This is a genomic window from Aerococcus sp. L_32 (assembly GCF_050689315.1).
In genome coordinates this window covers 1-14853 of the sequence record NZ_JBOEQF010000040.1, presented here as the reverse complement: position 1 = coordinate 14853, position 14853 = coordinate 1, and the positions used below count along the sequence as shown (strand labels likewise).

15 protein-coding genes and 1 riboswitch are annotated in these 14853 nt (G+C 39.5%); of the genes, 12 read left to right on the top strand and 3 right to left on the bottom strand.

The annotated features are described in order from the left end of the window. The 4 genes from ACRCJ0_RS04505 to ACRCJ0_RS04490 all read left to right on the top strand — a co-directional run. On the top strand, nucleotides 1–373 hold a 373-nt coding region (locus tag ACRCJ0_RS04505; RefSeq protein WP_431389627.1), incomplete at its 5' end, for an acetolactate decarboxylase. A 35-nt stretch (nucleotides 374–408) separates the two neighbouring features. Beyond that, complete coding sequence (locus ACRCJ0_RS04500) at nucleotides 409–1125, top strand: M48 family metallopeptidase (RefSeq protein WP_431389626.1); 717 nt, start codon at nucleotides 409–411, stop codon at nucleotides 1123–1125. Nucleotides 1126–1232: 107 nt separating this feature from the next. Next, the gene (locus tag ACRCJ0_RS04495) at nucleotides 1233–2426 is read left to right on the top strand and encodes a dicarboxylate/amino acid:cation symporter (RefSeq protein ID WP_418149901.1); all 1194 of its coding nucleotides are present in this window, start codon (nucleotides 1233–1235) and stop codon (nucleotides 2424–2426) included. A gap of 453 nt (nucleotides 2427–2879) precedes the next feature. Then, nucleotides 2880–3395: an SRPBCC domain-containing protein gene (locus tag ACRCJ0_RS04490; RefSeq protein ID WP_236702844.1), complete on the top strand. Its 516-nt coding sequence runs from the start codon at nucleotides 2880–2882 to the stop codon at nucleotides 3393–3395. Between the two features lie 65 nt (nucleotides 3396–3460). On the opposite strand, the gene ACRCJ0_RS04485 is transcribed toward ACRCJ0_RS04490, so the two are convergent. After that, nucleotides 3461–4141: a 2,3-bisphosphoglycerate-dependent phosphoglycerate mutase gene (locus ACRCJ0_RS04485; RefSeq protein WP_026466557.1), complete on the bottom strand. Its 681-nt coding sequence runs from the start codon at nucleotides 4139–4141 to the stop codon at nucleotides 3461–3463. A gap of 133 nt (nucleotides 4142–4274) precedes the next feature. Continuing rightward, nucleotides 4275–4371: riboswitch (Fluoride riboswitch) on the top strand. Between the two features lie 47 nt (nucleotides 4372–4418). On the opposite strand from ACRCJ0_RS04485, the gene ACRCJ0_RS04480 reads away from it, so the two are divergent. Next, nucleotides 4419–5600, top strand: coding sequence for a cation:proton antiporter (locus ACRCJ0_RS04480; RefSeq protein ID WP_026466556.1), 1182 nt, complete (start codon nucleotides 4419–4421; stop codon nucleotides 5598–5600). 74 nt (nucleotides 5601–5674) lie between these two features. On the opposite strand, the gene ACRCJ0_RS04475 is transcribed toward ACRCJ0_RS04480, so the two are convergent. After that, nucleotides 5675–6442, bottom strand: coding sequence for a glucose 1-dehydrogenase (locus ACRCJ0_RS04475; protein WP_431383934.1), 768 nt, complete (start codon nucleotides 6440–6442; stop codon nucleotides 5675–5677). A gap of 296 nt (nucleotides 6443–6738) precedes the next feature. Then, the gene (locus tag ACRCJ0_RS04470) at nucleotides 6739–7938 is read right to left on the bottom strand and encodes an NADH-dependent flavin oxidoreductase (protein WP_431389628.1); all 1200 of its coding nucleotides are present in this window, start codon (nucleotides 7936–7938) and stop codon (nucleotides 6739–6741) included. 208 nt (nucleotides 7939–8146) lie between these two features. Here ACRCJ0_RS04470 and ACRCJ0_RS04465 point away from each other — a divergent pair, with 208 nt between their 5' ends. The 7 genes from ACRCJ0_RS04465 to ACRCJ0_RS04435 all read left to right on the top strand — a co-directional run. Beyond that, nucleotides 8147–9157: an MsnO8 family LLM class oxidoreductase gene (locus tag ACRCJ0_RS04465; RefSeq protein ID WP_431389625.1), complete on the top strand. Its 1011-nt coding sequence runs from the start codon at nucleotides 8147–8149 to the stop codon at nucleotides 9155–9157. Between the two features lie 163 nt (nucleotides 9158–9320). Next, nucleotides 9321–9659 (top strand): glycine cleavage system protein H, encoded by a 339-nt coding sequence (locus tag ACRCJ0_RS04460; protein WP_026466552.1) that lies wholly within the window; start codon nucleotides 9321–9323, stop codon nucleotides 9657–9659. 3 nt (nucleotides 9660–9662) lie between these two features. Further along, complete coding sequence (locus ACRCJ0_RS04455; protein ID WP_431389624.1) at nucleotides 9663–10496, top strand: protein-ADP-ribose hydrolase; 834 nt, start codon at nucleotides 9663–9665, stop codon at nucleotides 10494–10496. Between the two features lie 74 nt (nucleotides 10497–10570). After that, nucleotides 10571–11455, top strand: a complete 885-nt coding sequence (locus ACRCJ0_RS04450; RefSeq protein WP_431389623.1) for an SIR2 family NAD-dependent protein deacylase — start codon at nucleotides 10571–10573, stop codon at nucleotides 11453–11455. After that, nucleotides 11452–12477, top strand: coding sequence for a lipoate--protein ligase (locus ACRCJ0_RS04445; RefSeq protein WP_431389622.1), 1026 nt, complete (start codon nucleotides 11452–11454; stop codon nucleotides 12475–12477). The genes ACRCJ0_RS04450 and ACRCJ0_RS04445 overlap by 4 nt, the downstream gene beginning before the upstream one ends. Before the next feature lie 44 nt (nucleotides 12478–12521). Continuing rightward, entirely contained in the window at nucleotides 12522–13742 is a 1221-nt protein-coding gene (locus tag ACRCJ0_RS04440; RefSeq protein ID WP_431389621.1) for an AI-2E family transporter, read from the top strand. 415 nt (nucleotides 13743–14157) lie between these two features. Beyond that, nucleotides 14158–14853, top strand: a 696-nt coding sequence (locus tag ACRCJ0_RS04435) for an NAD(P)/FAD-dependent oxidoreductase (protein ID WP_431389620.1), incomplete at its 3' end; no start/stop codon positions are given.

Genomic DNA, 14853 nt, shown 5'->3' with positions numbered 1-14853 from the left:
CATCCGCATCGAAGGGTCTTTTGATTTCATGCATACCCGGGTCATCCCGCGCGTTGAAGAACCTTTCCCGCGCTTTATCGAAGCCAGTCGTAAGCAACCCGAATTCAAGCAAGAAAACGTCAAGGGTACTTGCATCGGGATTTACGGTCCTTACCTATTTGAAGGTGTAGTTAAACAAGGCTTTCATTGCCATTTTATCAGCGAAGACAAGAACTTTGGTGGGCACATCATTGATTATACGATTAATCATGCAGACGTATCCGTACAAACCGTCACCGACTTCCACCAGCATTTCGCAACCAATAATCCGGCTTTCATGAATGCCACAGTCAATTATGATAACCTCATTACAGAGATTAACGAGAGTGAATAAGGGCAGTCATTTTGCCAAAATAATCACGCAAGGAGGTGTCAGTTATTAAACTTGATATGACCATCGCGGGCTATCCCGTTCAAGTAACCAAGCAGGCCAACTATAAAAACTTGACCTTAAAAGCCGTCCCGCCTCATGGATACCTGCGCATTTCAGCACCCAATTATGCCAGTAAAGCTGCTATTGTCGCCTTCGTGGAAAACAACTTAGCCCAAATTGAGCGGATGCAGGCGGATATCCAAAGCCGCTACCAAGACCAAGTCAAACGCTATGAAACCGGCGAAAGCCATTATTTATGGGGCCAAGCCTATCCTTTACTAGTCATTGAAAAACCGGGTCCGACGTCTTGCCAATTAATGGATAACCAGCTAGTTTTAACTGTCAAACCAGGTATGGACCAGGTTGAGCGGACACAAGTCATGATGACCTTTTACAGACAAGCGTTGAAAGACCAATTAGCTATTACCGGGCCTAAAATGATGGCCCATATGGACGTATGGGCCAATGAATTTCGGGTCAAGCAAATGAAAACCAGATGGGGGACCTGCAATATCCAGAAGAAACGCATCTGGATTAGTTTGAACTTGGTCACTGCACCATTGATCTGCCTAGAATCAGTCGTTGTTCACGAATTAGTTCATTTACTAGAAACCAACCATACCAAGCGTTTCTACCAGCTAATGGACCAATATTTTCCGAAATGGCAAGAAGCGAATGCAATTTTGTCGAAATTACCTAGTGTATTTCATTAAAAATCTGTTAAAATAAAAGCAGTAATCTCATAAAAATAATTTAAGCCCCAAGTTGATTTGGGACTTTTTTCTTTTTGAGAAAGAAATGATTTAGAGGAGTTGTTCATATGGCAAAGAAGGGGTTTAAAATACCGTTAGCCTTGAAATTAGTAATTGCAATTATATTAGGGATCATCGTCGGCCAATTTGGCTTTCTACCAGAAATTTTCTTCCAAGTATTAAAAACATTATCCGGATTATTCTCTGAGTTCCTGTCCTTCATCATTCCATTGATGATCGTCGGCCTGATTATTCCAGGTATCGCTGAACTAGCAGAAGGTGCGGGCAAACTTTTAGGGATTACCGTAGCCATTTCCTACGGGTCAACAATCGTTGCCGGTATCCTAGCCTATACTGTGGCCAGCAATTTATTTCCAATGTTTATCACCTCCGATTTGGCAAATACCATCCAAGAATCAGGCGAAGGGGCAACCGCCTTATTCTCAATTGGTCTAGAACCCATGTTTTCAGTTACCGCAGCCATCATTTTCGCCTTTATGTTAGGCTTAGGGATTTCTTGGCTACGAGCAAGAGGACGCGGAGAATCTTTAATGACAGTATTTACCGACTTCGGTAAGGTCATCGATTTAACCTTACAAACAGTCGTGATTCCATTCCTGCCATTCTATATCTTCTTCAACTTTGCAGACATGTCATATTCGGGTTCAGTATTCGCCGTTATGTCAGTCTTTTGGCGGGTATTAGTCACTGCCATCGTCTTACATTTACTATACCTAGCCTGCATGTTCGCCGTGGTTGGTGCTTACGCCGGTAAGAACCCAATCCAAATGATGAAGAATCAAATTCCGGGTTGGTTAACAGCCGCAGGTACCCAATCATCTGCCGCAACCATTCCAACAAACGTTGAAATTGCCCGGAAAAATGGCGTCTCTGAGCAAATTGCTAACTTCGTTGTGCCACTATGCGCCACTATCCATCTAGCAGGTTCAATGATTACCATCATATCTTGTGTGACAGCCATCTTAATGATGTACTCAATGCCAATCTCAATTGGTACAATGGCTGCTTTCGTCATGGTATTAGGAATCGCTATGGTCGCTGCACCAGGCGCACCAGGTGGGGCTATCATGTCAGCTTTACCATTCTTACCAATGGTTGGTTTAACAGAAGCTTTCAATCAATTAGCGATTTCTCTATATATCACGCAAGATTCATTTGGTACTGCAACAAATGTTTCAGGTGATAATGCTATTGCTATTATTGTGGATGCTATCTACAAAAAAGATAAAAAAGCCGAATAAGTAAAGTAATTTAATAGATAATAAATAAAGGATTCAGTATGAAAGCTGGATTCTTTTTTATGACAAAATAGGGTGCTTGACTTGATTTGATATCGGGAGTTCGAATTTTCACCTGCTTGTGGTAAACTGTATAAGGATTAGTGGCGTCTGCTCGGTAAATCTTATTGTGGCAACGTGTACTTTAAATAGCCAGCTATATATTTCTTTAAGTGGTGGACCCTATTGCCACTTCCAATTGAATGAAGCAATCTCTTTAACAATTCATTGTAATAATCAGGGGAGATTGATTATTACTAGGAAAAGTTGACAGTTGTTAAAGAAGTTGAGCAGTGTGGTTGGCTAAAATATAAATATGGGTTATCATAGCAACTTGTGTCTGTAAGTATTGAAAAATGACGAGAAAAGTCAGTACACATTTAAGCGATGATGTAGATGAAGAGGATTGAAATCCAAATGCTAATAAATTTAGCTTTAGGGAAAGGAAACAACATGTTATTTGGGCAGTTAATTGAAAATGAAAGTTCATATTCTCTATACTTTGAAAGGGAATTTTATCAGTCAAAAGAAGCTGTATTTGATGCTTTGACTGATCCAGTCATTTTTTCAAAATGGTATCCATTCGCAACTGGAGAGATGGATGGTCAAGTTGGAGGGCTCATCAAATTTGATGATGGAGAAGGTAATCTTTATCAAGGGGTGATTACCAAGTTTTCACTAGCTGATGGTTTTGAATTTATTGAAGATAGTCGAGATGTGATGCGTATGGAAGTTTCTGAAACAGCATCTGGTTCAAAGTTACATTTCTACCATACATTTTCTGACTTAGCTTGGCTAGTGCAAACTGCTACAGGTTGGCATAATTGTCTTAATGTATTCGTTCAAATTATGAATGGACAACCACCACAATGGCCATTGCCGGATGAATTAGTAGCGTTAACGCAAGCTTATGAAGAGATATTTAGAAAATAAAAAATAGCCTAGAAATTAGTGGCCTAATCTGCCAAAAATTCCGAGCTATTTTTTTATTTGCTAGTTTATTTTTTGGTTAAAACTTTTTTATTAGAAATATGTAACTTTTCATCAATATCATAAATAATCGGTTCACCTGTTGCGATTTCTAAGTTTGGAATATCTTCATCAGAAATATCTTCCAAATACTTCGTTAGAGATCGCAAACTGTTACCATGCGCAACGACAAGGACATCTTTACCTTCTTTTAAATCAGCTGCAATAAGGTCTTCCCAGTAAGGCATTGTTCGATTTAGAGTATCCTGCAAACTTTCACCAGCTAATAAGTGGTCGATATCTAAGTCTTGATAACGTCGGTCAAAGGTATTGCTTGTGGCTTGTGGTGGACGTACATCATAGGAACGACGCCAAATATGTACTTGGTTGTCACCGTGAATCGCAGCTGTTTCTGCTTTGTTTAAACCTTGAAGGGCACCGTAATGGCGCTCGTTCAACCGCCAGTGTTTGTGGACTGGTAAATAAAGTTGATCTAGATTTTCTAGTGTATAAAAAGTTGTTTGAATGGCGCGTGTTAATAGGGAGGTATGTACGACATCAAAAGTTAAACCTTCTGCTTTAAGCGCGAGACCCGCTGACTTGGCTTCTTCTACTCCTAGTGGACTTAAGGCTGGATCTAACCAACCTGTAAACACATTTTGTAAGTTCAATTCACTTTGCCCGTGGCGGATAAATACTAATTTAGCCATATTGTCCCATCCTTTCATGGATACTTTTGACTGATTTTTAGGTTCACCTACACTATACACCCATGGCAAATTGATAGCAAGAAATTTTCACTAAAGGCTTGTCTTATATTGAAGAAAACCCTATACTAAGGAATATAGAAAAGGGAATGAGGTTCTCCCTGGTCAAGTGGATGGTTATTGAAAATCATCTTATACCGAACCGCTGAAAGGCTGATGACTTCTGCAAGTAAAATTGCAGGACTGTCAGCTTTTTTTGTGCCTGCAAAAGGAGGAAAAAATGTTACTATCGTTAGGATTTATGATTATTGTGGGTTATCTATTGGGGTGCTTGTTTGATGCCCTAAATTTACCTAGTTTAGTTGGCTATATTATTGCGGGTCTATTAATGGGGCCGGCTATATTTAACTTGATTGGTCAGGAGACCTTAGCTATCTCAAGTGACTTAAGAAGAATTGCATTGGTGATTATCTTGCTTAGAGCAGGCTTAAGTATTGATTTACAAGATTTGAAGAAAGTAGGACGTCCAGCCATATTGATGAGCTTCTTACCAGCTACCATAGAAATTATTGGTACGATGATATTAGCGCCACTATTTTTTGATATGTCTTACCTATCTGCAGCAATTCTAGGTACTGTTATTGCCGCTACATCACCAGCCGTTGTTGTTGCCCGTATGTTAGATCTAATGGGTAAGGGATATGGACAGGAAAAAGGGGTACCGCAGATGGTTCTGGCGGGTTCTTCCATGGATGATATCTTCGTCATCATTATTTTCACTGCTTTAACAGCCCTAGCCCAAACGGGGGAATTCCATTGGTTAAGTATGGTTGCCATGCCTACGTCTATTATATTAGGTATTGCTGGTGGCTTGGTGGTCGGTTGGCTACTATCCTTGCTAATTGAAAAATATCAACTATCAGGTGGTTATCCCGTTATTTTAACATTCGGTATTGCTATGCTATTTGACGGACTTGAAAAAGTGATGACCGGGCCTATTGGTTTTTCAGCCTTGCTTGCAGTGATGGCTATGGGATTCATGATGCTTCGAGTTAATCCAGTTCAAGCTAAAGGCGTACAAATAGGTTTCAATCATTTGTGGCAGGCCTTTGAAATTGTTTTATTTGTATTAGTGGGCGCCAGTATGTCCATTGAATCAGTCAAAGACTCTGGCATGATTGCAGTATTATTAATTATTCTATTATTAGTATTTAGGGCGGCTGGTGTTTTACTGTCTCTTGCAGGAACAAAATTAAATAAAGCAGAAAGATTATTTGCTGTTTTTGCCTATATACCTAAAGCGACCGTACAAGCCGCTATAGGTGCTGTACCCTTAGCTATGGGATTAGCAAGTGGTCAAACAATCTTAACCATATCTGTTGTGGCTATTTTAGTGACCGCGCCTCTTGGTGCAATTCTGATTGATCAAACACATAATCGTCTATTAAAGGATGACCGATAATATATAGAAAAAGCTGGACTCGTAAAATGAGTACCAGCTTTTTTTGAGTAGAGAATATGTAAAATATGAATGAATTAAAATGGTGCAGTGAAACCGCCATCTACGGTAATGATATCACCGGTAATGAACTTAGCATCGTCTGAAGCTAAGAAGACTGCTGCATGGGCAATATCTTCTGGATGACCAATGCCAGGGTTTAGGGCACTCACGCCTCCGATACGGCTGTTGCCAAAGTCACTTAAATCTGTCATCGTTGAAGCGATATTTGTAGCAATAGCACCTGGCGCAATCCCATTCACCCGGATGTTGTGTTTGGTATACATAAATGCGGTTGATTTTGTCATTGCAGATACGGCATGTTTAGAAGCAACATAGGTTGTTCCTGCAACACCATGGATTAAGCCCCCGATAGAAGTGATGTTGATGATGTTACCTGGTTTATCTTCGTTGAGCCAATAATTAATTGCTGCACGCATCCCATACATGACACCATTCACGTTAACTGCGATAACCCGGTCAAACTTTTCGGTATCAATTTCAGCAACGGGTTCGTTTTTATCCATGATACCGGCATTGTTGACTAAAATATCTAATCCACCATAGGTATCGATGGCTGTTTGGATAGTAGCGACTACCTGATCGTTGTCTGATACATCTACTTGAACAGCAGATGCTTGACCACCACCAGCAATAATTTCTTCAGCAACAGTTTCAGCACCTGACATATCATAATCTGCGACGATTACTTTAGCACCTTCTTTAGCGTATACTTCTGCAATACCCTTACCAATTCCCGAGGCAGCCCCTGTAACGACGGCTACTTTATCTAATAATTTTGTCATGATAATCCTCCTAAGATTGTCGACCGATCATATGTTCAAGCATTCGCAAATTAGACTAAAAAAATAATAATATAAGTTGTTTTGTTTAATGTAAGCCCTTTCCTATCTACAATTATATTGTAAGAAATTTCGCAAATTATTGCTAGTTTTATCATCATAAAATCGAAATAAAAAACATGCACTTGTCATTGATAGTGTACTATCAAGTTAAAGCGCATGTTATATAAGGGATTTGGATTTTCCTAGTGCTTAGTATAGCTAATAAACGTTCAGCTACAATTAGATAATATATTGAACTATTTTTTCACATCATAATTATTTTCGTGTTCACGTAATTTATCACGGGCTTCTTTTGGTAAACCTTTACCGTAATCCATCATACGAACGATATCCTTGAAGGCCGCTTTGGGAATAGCTAAGTCATCGATATCTTTATTGGTTAGCTGTAAGTAGATTTCATCAGCTTTTCCAGCAGTCAACTTGTTAACAAAGTCAGGTTCTGTGATGAATGGGGAAGACATGCCCACCATATCTGCGTATTGGATAGCTTCCATGGCTTTCCCTGGAGAATTAATACCGCCTGTTGCCATCATTACCACACGGCCATTTAAGTGGTCATGGACAATTTTATTGACAGGTTGACCGTAATATTGGCCTTTAGCACGAACGGTGTGTTGGAAGATGTTTTGTCCCCAAGAGGCAATGGCTAAGTAGTCTAAGTCTGCCACTTCAAGGATCCAGTCCACCCATTGGTTAAATTCTTCAACAGTATAGCCGATTTCATTCCCGCGTGTTTCTTCAGGCGTACCGCGGAACCCAAGAATAAAGCCTTCAGGCGCTTCTTCATTGATGACTTTTTGAACTTCTTTAAAGACTTCTAAGCCAAAACGTGCCCGGTTTTCTAAAGTATGGCTACCATATTCATCTGTCCGTTGGTTTGAGTAAGGGGAGAAGAAAGTCTGCATGAGTAAGCGTTGGGCTGCAGAAATCTCTACACCAGCAAAACCTGCTTTAATCGCACGGCGGGTTGCATCACCGTATTGACGGATCACTTGTTTAATTTTTCGTGGTGACATTTCGAGCACTTGGTGGTCGATTGGTGTGTGCAATGTCTGCGGACTTGGACCGTAAACAGTATAGTAATCAAGAATTGCTTGATTGGCAAAACGACCAGCATGGGTTAGTTGCAGAATAGCTTTAGCACCCTCAGCTTGCATTGCGTCAGCCATTTTGCTTAAACCAGGAATGGCGCGATCATCGTCAGCTGAGAAACCATATTCAAATAATTGACCATAAGGCTCAATATAAGCAGCACCTGTCACTTGGATAGGGGCAGATTTGGCCCGACGACTGGCGTAATCAAGGTCTTCTTGGGTAATGAAACCCTCTTGAGTAGAAGAGTTGGTAACGATTGGAGATAATGCAAAGCGGTTTTCAAGGACTTGACCGTTGGGTAGGGTCACTGGTTCTAATAATGTCTTATAATCTTGTGTCATCATTTGATTTCCTTTCTATGAACGCATACGAAGTGAATGTTTGAAAAATGCATATTTTGTATGCGTATTCAAAAAAAGCGTTTTATGCAAACATTTGAACAGTTTATATGATATCATGATAATAGTTAAAAAGGCTAGTCCTGTTATTTGTGAATAGAATTATAAACTCATAGTATAACAGTTTGTAAAAGTAAAGGAGTACAGATTCATGACGGATACAGTGAAATTTAATATCCTTGATTTCGTCGCTCGTGACCTAGGAAAAAATGACACAGACGCTTACAATGATACCCTTCATTTAGCTAAAAGGGCAGAAGAATTGGGCTATCATCGTTTTTGGTTTGCTGAACACCATAGTTTAGCAGCCTACCCATCGGCTGCCCCCGAAATCATGATGACTTATCTATTAAGTCAGACTAAGCGGCTTAAATTCGGATCAGGTGGGGTGATGCTACCTCATTATGCCCCATTAAAAGTGGCAGAGGTTTTTAATACGATTGCCCATTTATATCCTGGTCGTGTAGATTTAGGCATGGGCAATAATCCAGGCCGCCAAGCGGTTCGAGATGCTTTAGACAGCAATCTTAAGGGTTACAAAGATAACGAAGAAGCCATGCGGGAAGTAAGGGATTTTGTTAGCCAAGCACCCAATAACTATGGCGACCTGCAAGCCTATCCAAGACCTGCTACACCACCAACCTTGTGGACCTTATCAGCCAGTGAAGCATCTGCTTATAAGGCAGCCCGCTTAGGCATTGGCTACGTCTACAGTTTATTGTTTAACCAGGATGAGGATGCTATTGAAGCAGCTGGGCGGATTGCGAAAATCTATCGTGACAACTTCCAACCATCGGTCACTTTAGCTAAGCCTCAATTTATGGTTTCAGCCTTCATTGCTGTTGTGCCAGAGGGAACTGATATCAAGCCACTTCAGCGAGCTTTTGAGCTATGGATTCTTGGGAAAAAAGACTACAGTGAATTTGACCACTTGCCAACGATTGAAGAAGCAGCCAATTATCAATTTACGGAAGCCGACCATGCGAAAATGGCCCGTAACCGTAAAAAACTGATTATCGGAGATATTCAACAAGTCAAAGGTCAAATCGAGCAAATTATTCAGCTGACAGCTGCCGATGAATTTATGGTCATTCCAACTGTCCCAGGCGTCAAGCGCCGGCAAGAACATTTAGAATTGATTGCTCAAGCTTTTGATTTATAGTCTTGATCTAGAGAATATGTGTATAGCATCAGCTAAATTTTAAAACTATATTCTATAGTACAATCATCACAAATGAAACATTAGCCAAGCAAGTAAAAACATGCTACATTAAAAAAAATTAGAAAAATATAACAAAACAATCAATCTTTTAGGAGGAAACAACATGCGCAAACTAGCAAATTACTTATGGGTAGAACAAAACGGAGACGAATTCACATTTATCATGACACCAGAATTGCAAGATGATATTGGTACCGTTGGCTACGTAGAATTTATCACCAAAGAGGGTGACCAAGTCGAAGAAAACCAAGCCATCTTAAACTTAGAAGCATCTAAAACAGTCTTAGAACTGCAAGCGCCATTAGCAGGAACCATCACAGCCATCAACAAGGCTACAGAAGACGCACCAGAACAATTAAACTCAGAAAAAGCCGATGAAAGCTGGGTTTACAAAATGACCAACGTAGACCAAGACGCCTACGACAAACTACCAGAAGCCTAGCACATGGTAAAACAGCTCAACCAACTCATCCAATACCTATGGGACCAGCAAACAAATTTAACCAATCATCAAAAAGCCTATAGAGATGATTTGAAAAGGGCAGGCATCGTCCAAGCTGACAACAGCCTAGACATAACCGCCATCCCTGATGACCACAGTCGCTGGACGGTTTTTAGAGGTTTAGTCAATGTACGCGATGTCTACCAACCAAGCCCGGAATACTTACTGGCAGAAGAATCTCTACTTCAAGCCAATCTAGCGCCAGCTGCCAGCCCAGACCAATGGCAAAAAAGCCAGTTGGACCAACGTATTTTTCTTTGGCAAGGGGATATTACCCGCTTGAAGGTGGATGCCATTGTGAACGCGGCTAATAAGAATGGACTAGGTTGCTATATTCCAAACCATCATTGTATAGACAATACAATCCATACAATGGCGGGTGCTCAGGTAAGAACGGATATGGCTAAGGCATTAAATGGCCGTAAACTGCCAGTGGGGAAGGTCATGGTTACAAAAGCTTACAACTTGCCAGCAAAATTCATTTTTCACACGGTGGGGCCGGTGATTTATAAGGAACCTGTGTCAAAAATGAACCAAGATTTGTTGGCAGCTTGCTACCTAAATTCCCTAAAAGAAGCGGATGCTAGAGGACTTTCGACTATTGCTTTTTGTAGCATTTCAACTGGTGAGTTTCATTTTCCAAAGGCATTAGCCAGAGATATTGCCATTCAAACAGTTCAAAATTATTTAAAGGAAACGGATAGTTCATTACAGGCTGTCTTTAATGTCTTCTTGGATGAAGATTTGGCCTTATATCAAAAAGTTTTAATCAATTAAATAACGCATTTTTGGAGTAGGTAGGCTAAAAACTAGCTGCCTACTCTTTTTACAGGAAAGGAAGAAGTATAGGTATGTGGAAATCCTTTGAGGACCCTACAGAAAATCAAGCAAGTATGTTAAAAGAAGCAATAACTGAGGCAGATGCTGTAGTTATCGGTATCGGGGCTGGCATGTCGGCTGCAGATGGCTTTACCTATGTGGGGCCGCGGTTTGAAAATAATTTCCCTGACTTTATTGAGAAATATGGTTTCTTCGATATGTTACAAGCTAGTTTATTCGATTTTCCATCGACGCAAGAATATTGGGCTTTTGAATCACGTTTTATCGCCTTAAATTATCTTGATCAACCAGTTGGAGAATCTTACATTGCGTTGAAAGATTTATTAAGAAGTAAACCACATCATATTATTACGACCAATGCCGATAATGCCTTTGCGGCTGCTGATTATGATATGGATAAGGTCTTCCATATTCAAGGAGAGTATATCTTGATGCAGTGTAGTCAAATGTGCCATCAAGAAACCTACCGGGATGATGATTTAATTAGAGAAATGGTAATAAGGCAAGAAAATATGGAGATTCCTTATGATTTAATTCCGCGTTGTCCAAAATGTGGGGCTGTTATGGAAGTAAATAAACGAAAAGCAGGTAAAGGGATGGTTGAAAGTCCAGATTTCTTTGCACAAAAAGCACGCTATGATGCCTTTTTGGATGAATACGAGGGACAAGCTATTCTCTTTTTAGATATCGGGGTCGGTTATACCACGCCACAATTTGTAAAGACACCTTTCCAAGAGATGACGGCTAAAAACCCTAAAGCGATGTATGTACCAATGAATAAGAAATTATACCGCATTCCTGACCACTTAAAACAACAAACGTATCGTTTAGATGAGGATATTGCAGAAACGATTATTGGTGCAAATGCTTTAATGCAGGAGGCGTTAGTTGAATGATTGTAATAGAACCCATTCGAAACGGTGAATATATGATGGATGGTGCTTACGCCTTAGCGGTCCAAGTCTATGTGCAAGAGCATCTTGAAATTACAGAGCCGATATTGTTACCTTATATCGTAGGACCAACTGTCCAGGTAGGGCGTTTCCAAAATTCCTTAGTAGAGGTTAATGAAGCATATGTGAAAGCACATGATATCTTACTAGTCCGCCGTGATACCGGTGGCGGAACCCTTTATCAGGATGCAGGACACGTTAACTTCTGTTTCCTATATCCTGGTGCTACGGATATTTATGGTAATTATGCCAAGTTATATCAACCAACTATTGATGCCTTAGAAAAATTTGGGGTGAAAGATCTGAGTCAAAGTGGCCGTAATGACCTAGAAATTGCTGGGAAAAAGATTTCAGGGGCTGCCATGACCATGAAGAATAATTTAGTATATGGTGGCTTCTCCTTAATGCTTGATGTCGACTATGATGCTATGGTCAAAGCCCTCAATCCTAATGAAAAGAAAATCATTTCAAAAGGGATTCAATCCGTTCGCGCTCGGGTAACGGATATTCGAAGTCATCTTGCACCAGCTTATCAGAACTTATCTAATTTTGAATTTAAAGATCTTATGGCCGCAGAATTCTTAGGGATAGACGATATGCATCAGGCCAAACGGTATGCGCTTAGTGATGAAGATTGGGCAATCATTGACCAGATGGTAGCGGACAAATATAAGAATTGGTCCTGGAATTTTGGGAATAATCCTAATTATGCCATCAAAAATGATATACGCGTTCCGGGTGTTGGAACACTTGAAGTAACCTTGGAAGTTGCTAAGGGGCATATTCAAAAATGTCGGATTTATGGTGATTTTTTTGGAAAGAAAGACATAGCAGATATAGAAAACCTACTCATAGGCTGTCCATTAAGGGAAGATGCAGTAGCGAGCGCTTTAAACGATATTGACTTAACGCCGTATTTTGGTTCGATTGATTCAACTGTTCTAACTAACCTAGTTTTAGCCTAATATGTTAAAATGTATATATTAAAGTAGAGAAAGAGTGGATTGAATTGAAAAAATTAAATGGCCCAACAAAACAAGGGATACAATGGTTGGCCTTGATTGCAGTATTTATATTAGCTGTCATCAATTGGTCCTATCTTGTACAAACTGTCACGATGATTTGGTCAGTGATTTTTCCCTTAATTTTAGGTGGAATGATTGCCTTTGTCTTAAATTTATTGATGACTTGGATTGAAAAATACTTATACCCGAATGCAAAAAATAAGTATTTAAAAGGTACAAGACGACCAGTTGCAATTATTTTAGCTATCTTAGTCGTCTGCTTAGTGATAGCGGCGACGGTGGTAATTGTGGTACCACAATTGGCTTCAGCAGTGATGACCTTGATTGATGTAGTGCCGGAAGCAGTAGATAATCTAACAAATTGGTTTAACAATCAAGAAGCATTGGTTCCTTTAGTGAATGACTTAGCGAACCAAGCGAATATCGATTGGAACAGTATCTTCACTAATGTAGCAAGTGGTATAAACAATGTAGCTTCAAGTCTAGCAACGACGTCTGTTTCGGTATTGACGACTTCGGTTGGTGCTATAACTAATATCTTCTTAGGCATTTTGTTTGCGATTTATATTCTTTTTTCAAAGGAAAAATTGGCCAAACAAGTGGATCGGTTGCTAATAGTATATGTCCGCGATGATATCCACCAATTAATTGAAAATGTGGCTCGAGTTGCTAATGAAACATTTTCTAAGTTTATTTCAGGAATGGTCATTGAAGCGATCATCTTAGGTGCTTTGGTAACAGCGGGGTTATTTATTCTGCAAGTTCCTTATGCTGCGATGTTAGGTGTCCTTCAAGGTGTGATGGCATTGATTCCGATTATAGGTGCCTTCTTATCTGGTGCAGTTGGGGTGGTTATCCTCTTAGCTTTAAACCCGACCTATGCGGTGGTTTACCTCATTTTTGTTTTATTTGTTCAACAATTGGAAGGAGACTTAATCTATCCGCGTGTTGTGGGGGATTCAATTGGTCTACCTAGTATGTGGGTTTTATTCGCTGTGACTGTTGGTGGTGGCTTGATGGGAATCCCAGGTATGCTAATTGGGGTGCCGGTTCTAGCTTCAATCTATAAGATTATCAAGATTGATGTCAGATACCGCGAGCAAGTCCGTCAAGTAGCTGGGAAACAAGATATAGAGCTAAAAGTAAGCTTTTTAGAGAGTCTACGTCACCAAACATTAACTGATAAAGAAATTGATAGAATATAACATCGTATAAAAATACACAAACTTTTTCACATATAAAATCTGCACAAGTAAAAAATGGTAGAAACATTGATATATAGGGGAAGAGCACTCGATATTTGTGAGTGCTTTTTTCTTTTATAGGTGGATAAAAGTATAGAAAGTACAAATAATGTATTAAAATATCTAAATTTGTGAAATATCGAATTTGGTTAAAGAAATATAATTTTTAAGAAAAATAACAAAAAATGCAATAAAATAACTGTTTTTAAAGGTATATAATAAGTTTTTCACAAACTATCGTTTAAAATTGCTTGCTATAGACCTTGTGAGCTTTTATAAATTATACAACTTTGGTTTGTCATCCCAAAAAAATGGTGTTATTCTGAGCTTGTAAATAAATGAGCAATAGATATGTACACCGAGGAGGAAACATTTAATGAAAGTTGTAGTAGTAGGAACTAACCATGCAGGTATTTCAGCAGCAAACACATTATTAGATTCAGATCAAGACGTAGAGGTTACATTATTAGACCGTAACTCTAACTTATCATACTTAGGTTGTGGGACCGCATTATGGGTAGGTCGTCAAATTGATGGTTATGAAGGTTTATTCTACACAAATGCTGCAGATTTCGAAGCTAAAGGTGCAAAAATATCTTTAGAAACAGAAGTAAAAGAAATTGACTTTGAAAATAAAGTTGTTTACGCAGAAACTAGATCAGGTGAAAAATTAGAAGAAAACTATGACAAATTAGTTTTAGCAACTGGATCACTTCCAATCGCACCTAAATTACCAGGTAATGACTTAGAAGGATTACACTTCCTAAAATTATTCCAAGAAGGTCAAGAAGTAGACAAAGCCTTAGCAGCAGATGATGCAAACGTTGTATGTGTTATCGGTGCTGGTTACATCGGTGTTGAGATTGCTGAAGCAGCAGCTCGCCGTGGTAAAGAAGTACACATCTTTGACGCTGAAGAACATTCATTAATGAACTACTACGATGTAGACTTCGCAGTAGCAATGGATGAAAACTTACGTGCTAACGGTATTCACACTCACTTTGGTGAATTAGCTGAAGAATACTTAGGTGAAAACGGTAAAGTTACAGGTCTTAAAACAACTAACGGCGAG

Excerpts from the sequence above, each read along its gene's own strand:
- ACRCJ0_RS04475 (WP_431383934.1), bottom strand. The coding sequence starts at position 6,442 with ATGACAAAATTATTAGATAAAGTAGCCGTCGTTACAGGGGCTGCCTCG.
- ACRCJ0_RS04455 (WP_431389624.1), top strand. The coding sequence starts at position 9,663 with ATGGTAAAACAGCTCAACCAACTCATCCAATACCTATGGGACCAGCAA.
- ACRCJ0_RS04495 (WP_418149901.1), top strand. The coding sequence starts at position 1,233 with ATGGCAAAGAAGGGGTTTAAAATACCGTTAGCCTTGAAATTAGTAATT.
- ACRCJ0_RS04445 (WP_431389622.1), top strand. The coding sequence starts at position 11,452 with ATGATTGTAATAGAACCCATTCGAAACGGTGAATATATGATGGATGGT.
- ACRCJ0_RS04480 (WP_026466556.1), top strand. The coding sequence starts at position 4,419 with ATGTTACTATCGTTAGGATTTATGATTATTGTGGGTTATCTATTGGGG.
- ACRCJ0_RS04485 (WP_026466557.1), bottom strand. The coding sequence starts at position 4,141 with ATGGCTAAATTAGTATTTATCCGCCACGGGCAAAGTGAATTGAACTTA.
- ACRCJ0_RS04470 (WP_431389628.1), bottom strand. The coding sequence starts at position 7,938 with ATGACACAAGATTATAAGACATTATTAGAACCAGTGACCCTACCCAAC.
- ACRCJ0_RS04490 (WP_236702844.1), top strand. The coding sequence starts at position 2,880 with ATGCTAATAAATTTAGCTTTAGGGAAAGGAAACAACATGTTATTTGGG.
- ACRCJ0_RS04465 (WP_431389625.1), top strand. The coding sequence starts at position 8,147 with ATGACGGATACAGTGAAATTTAATATCCTTGATTTCGTCGCTCGTGAC.
- ACRCJ0_RS04450 (WP_431389623.1), top strand. The coding sequence starts at position 10,571 with ATGTGGAAATCCTTTGAGGACCCTACAGAAAATCAAGCAAGTATGTTA.
- ACRCJ0_RS04460 (WP_026466552.1), top strand. The coding sequence starts at position 9,321 with ATGCGCAAACTAGCAAATTACTTATGGGTAGAACAAAACGGAGACGAA.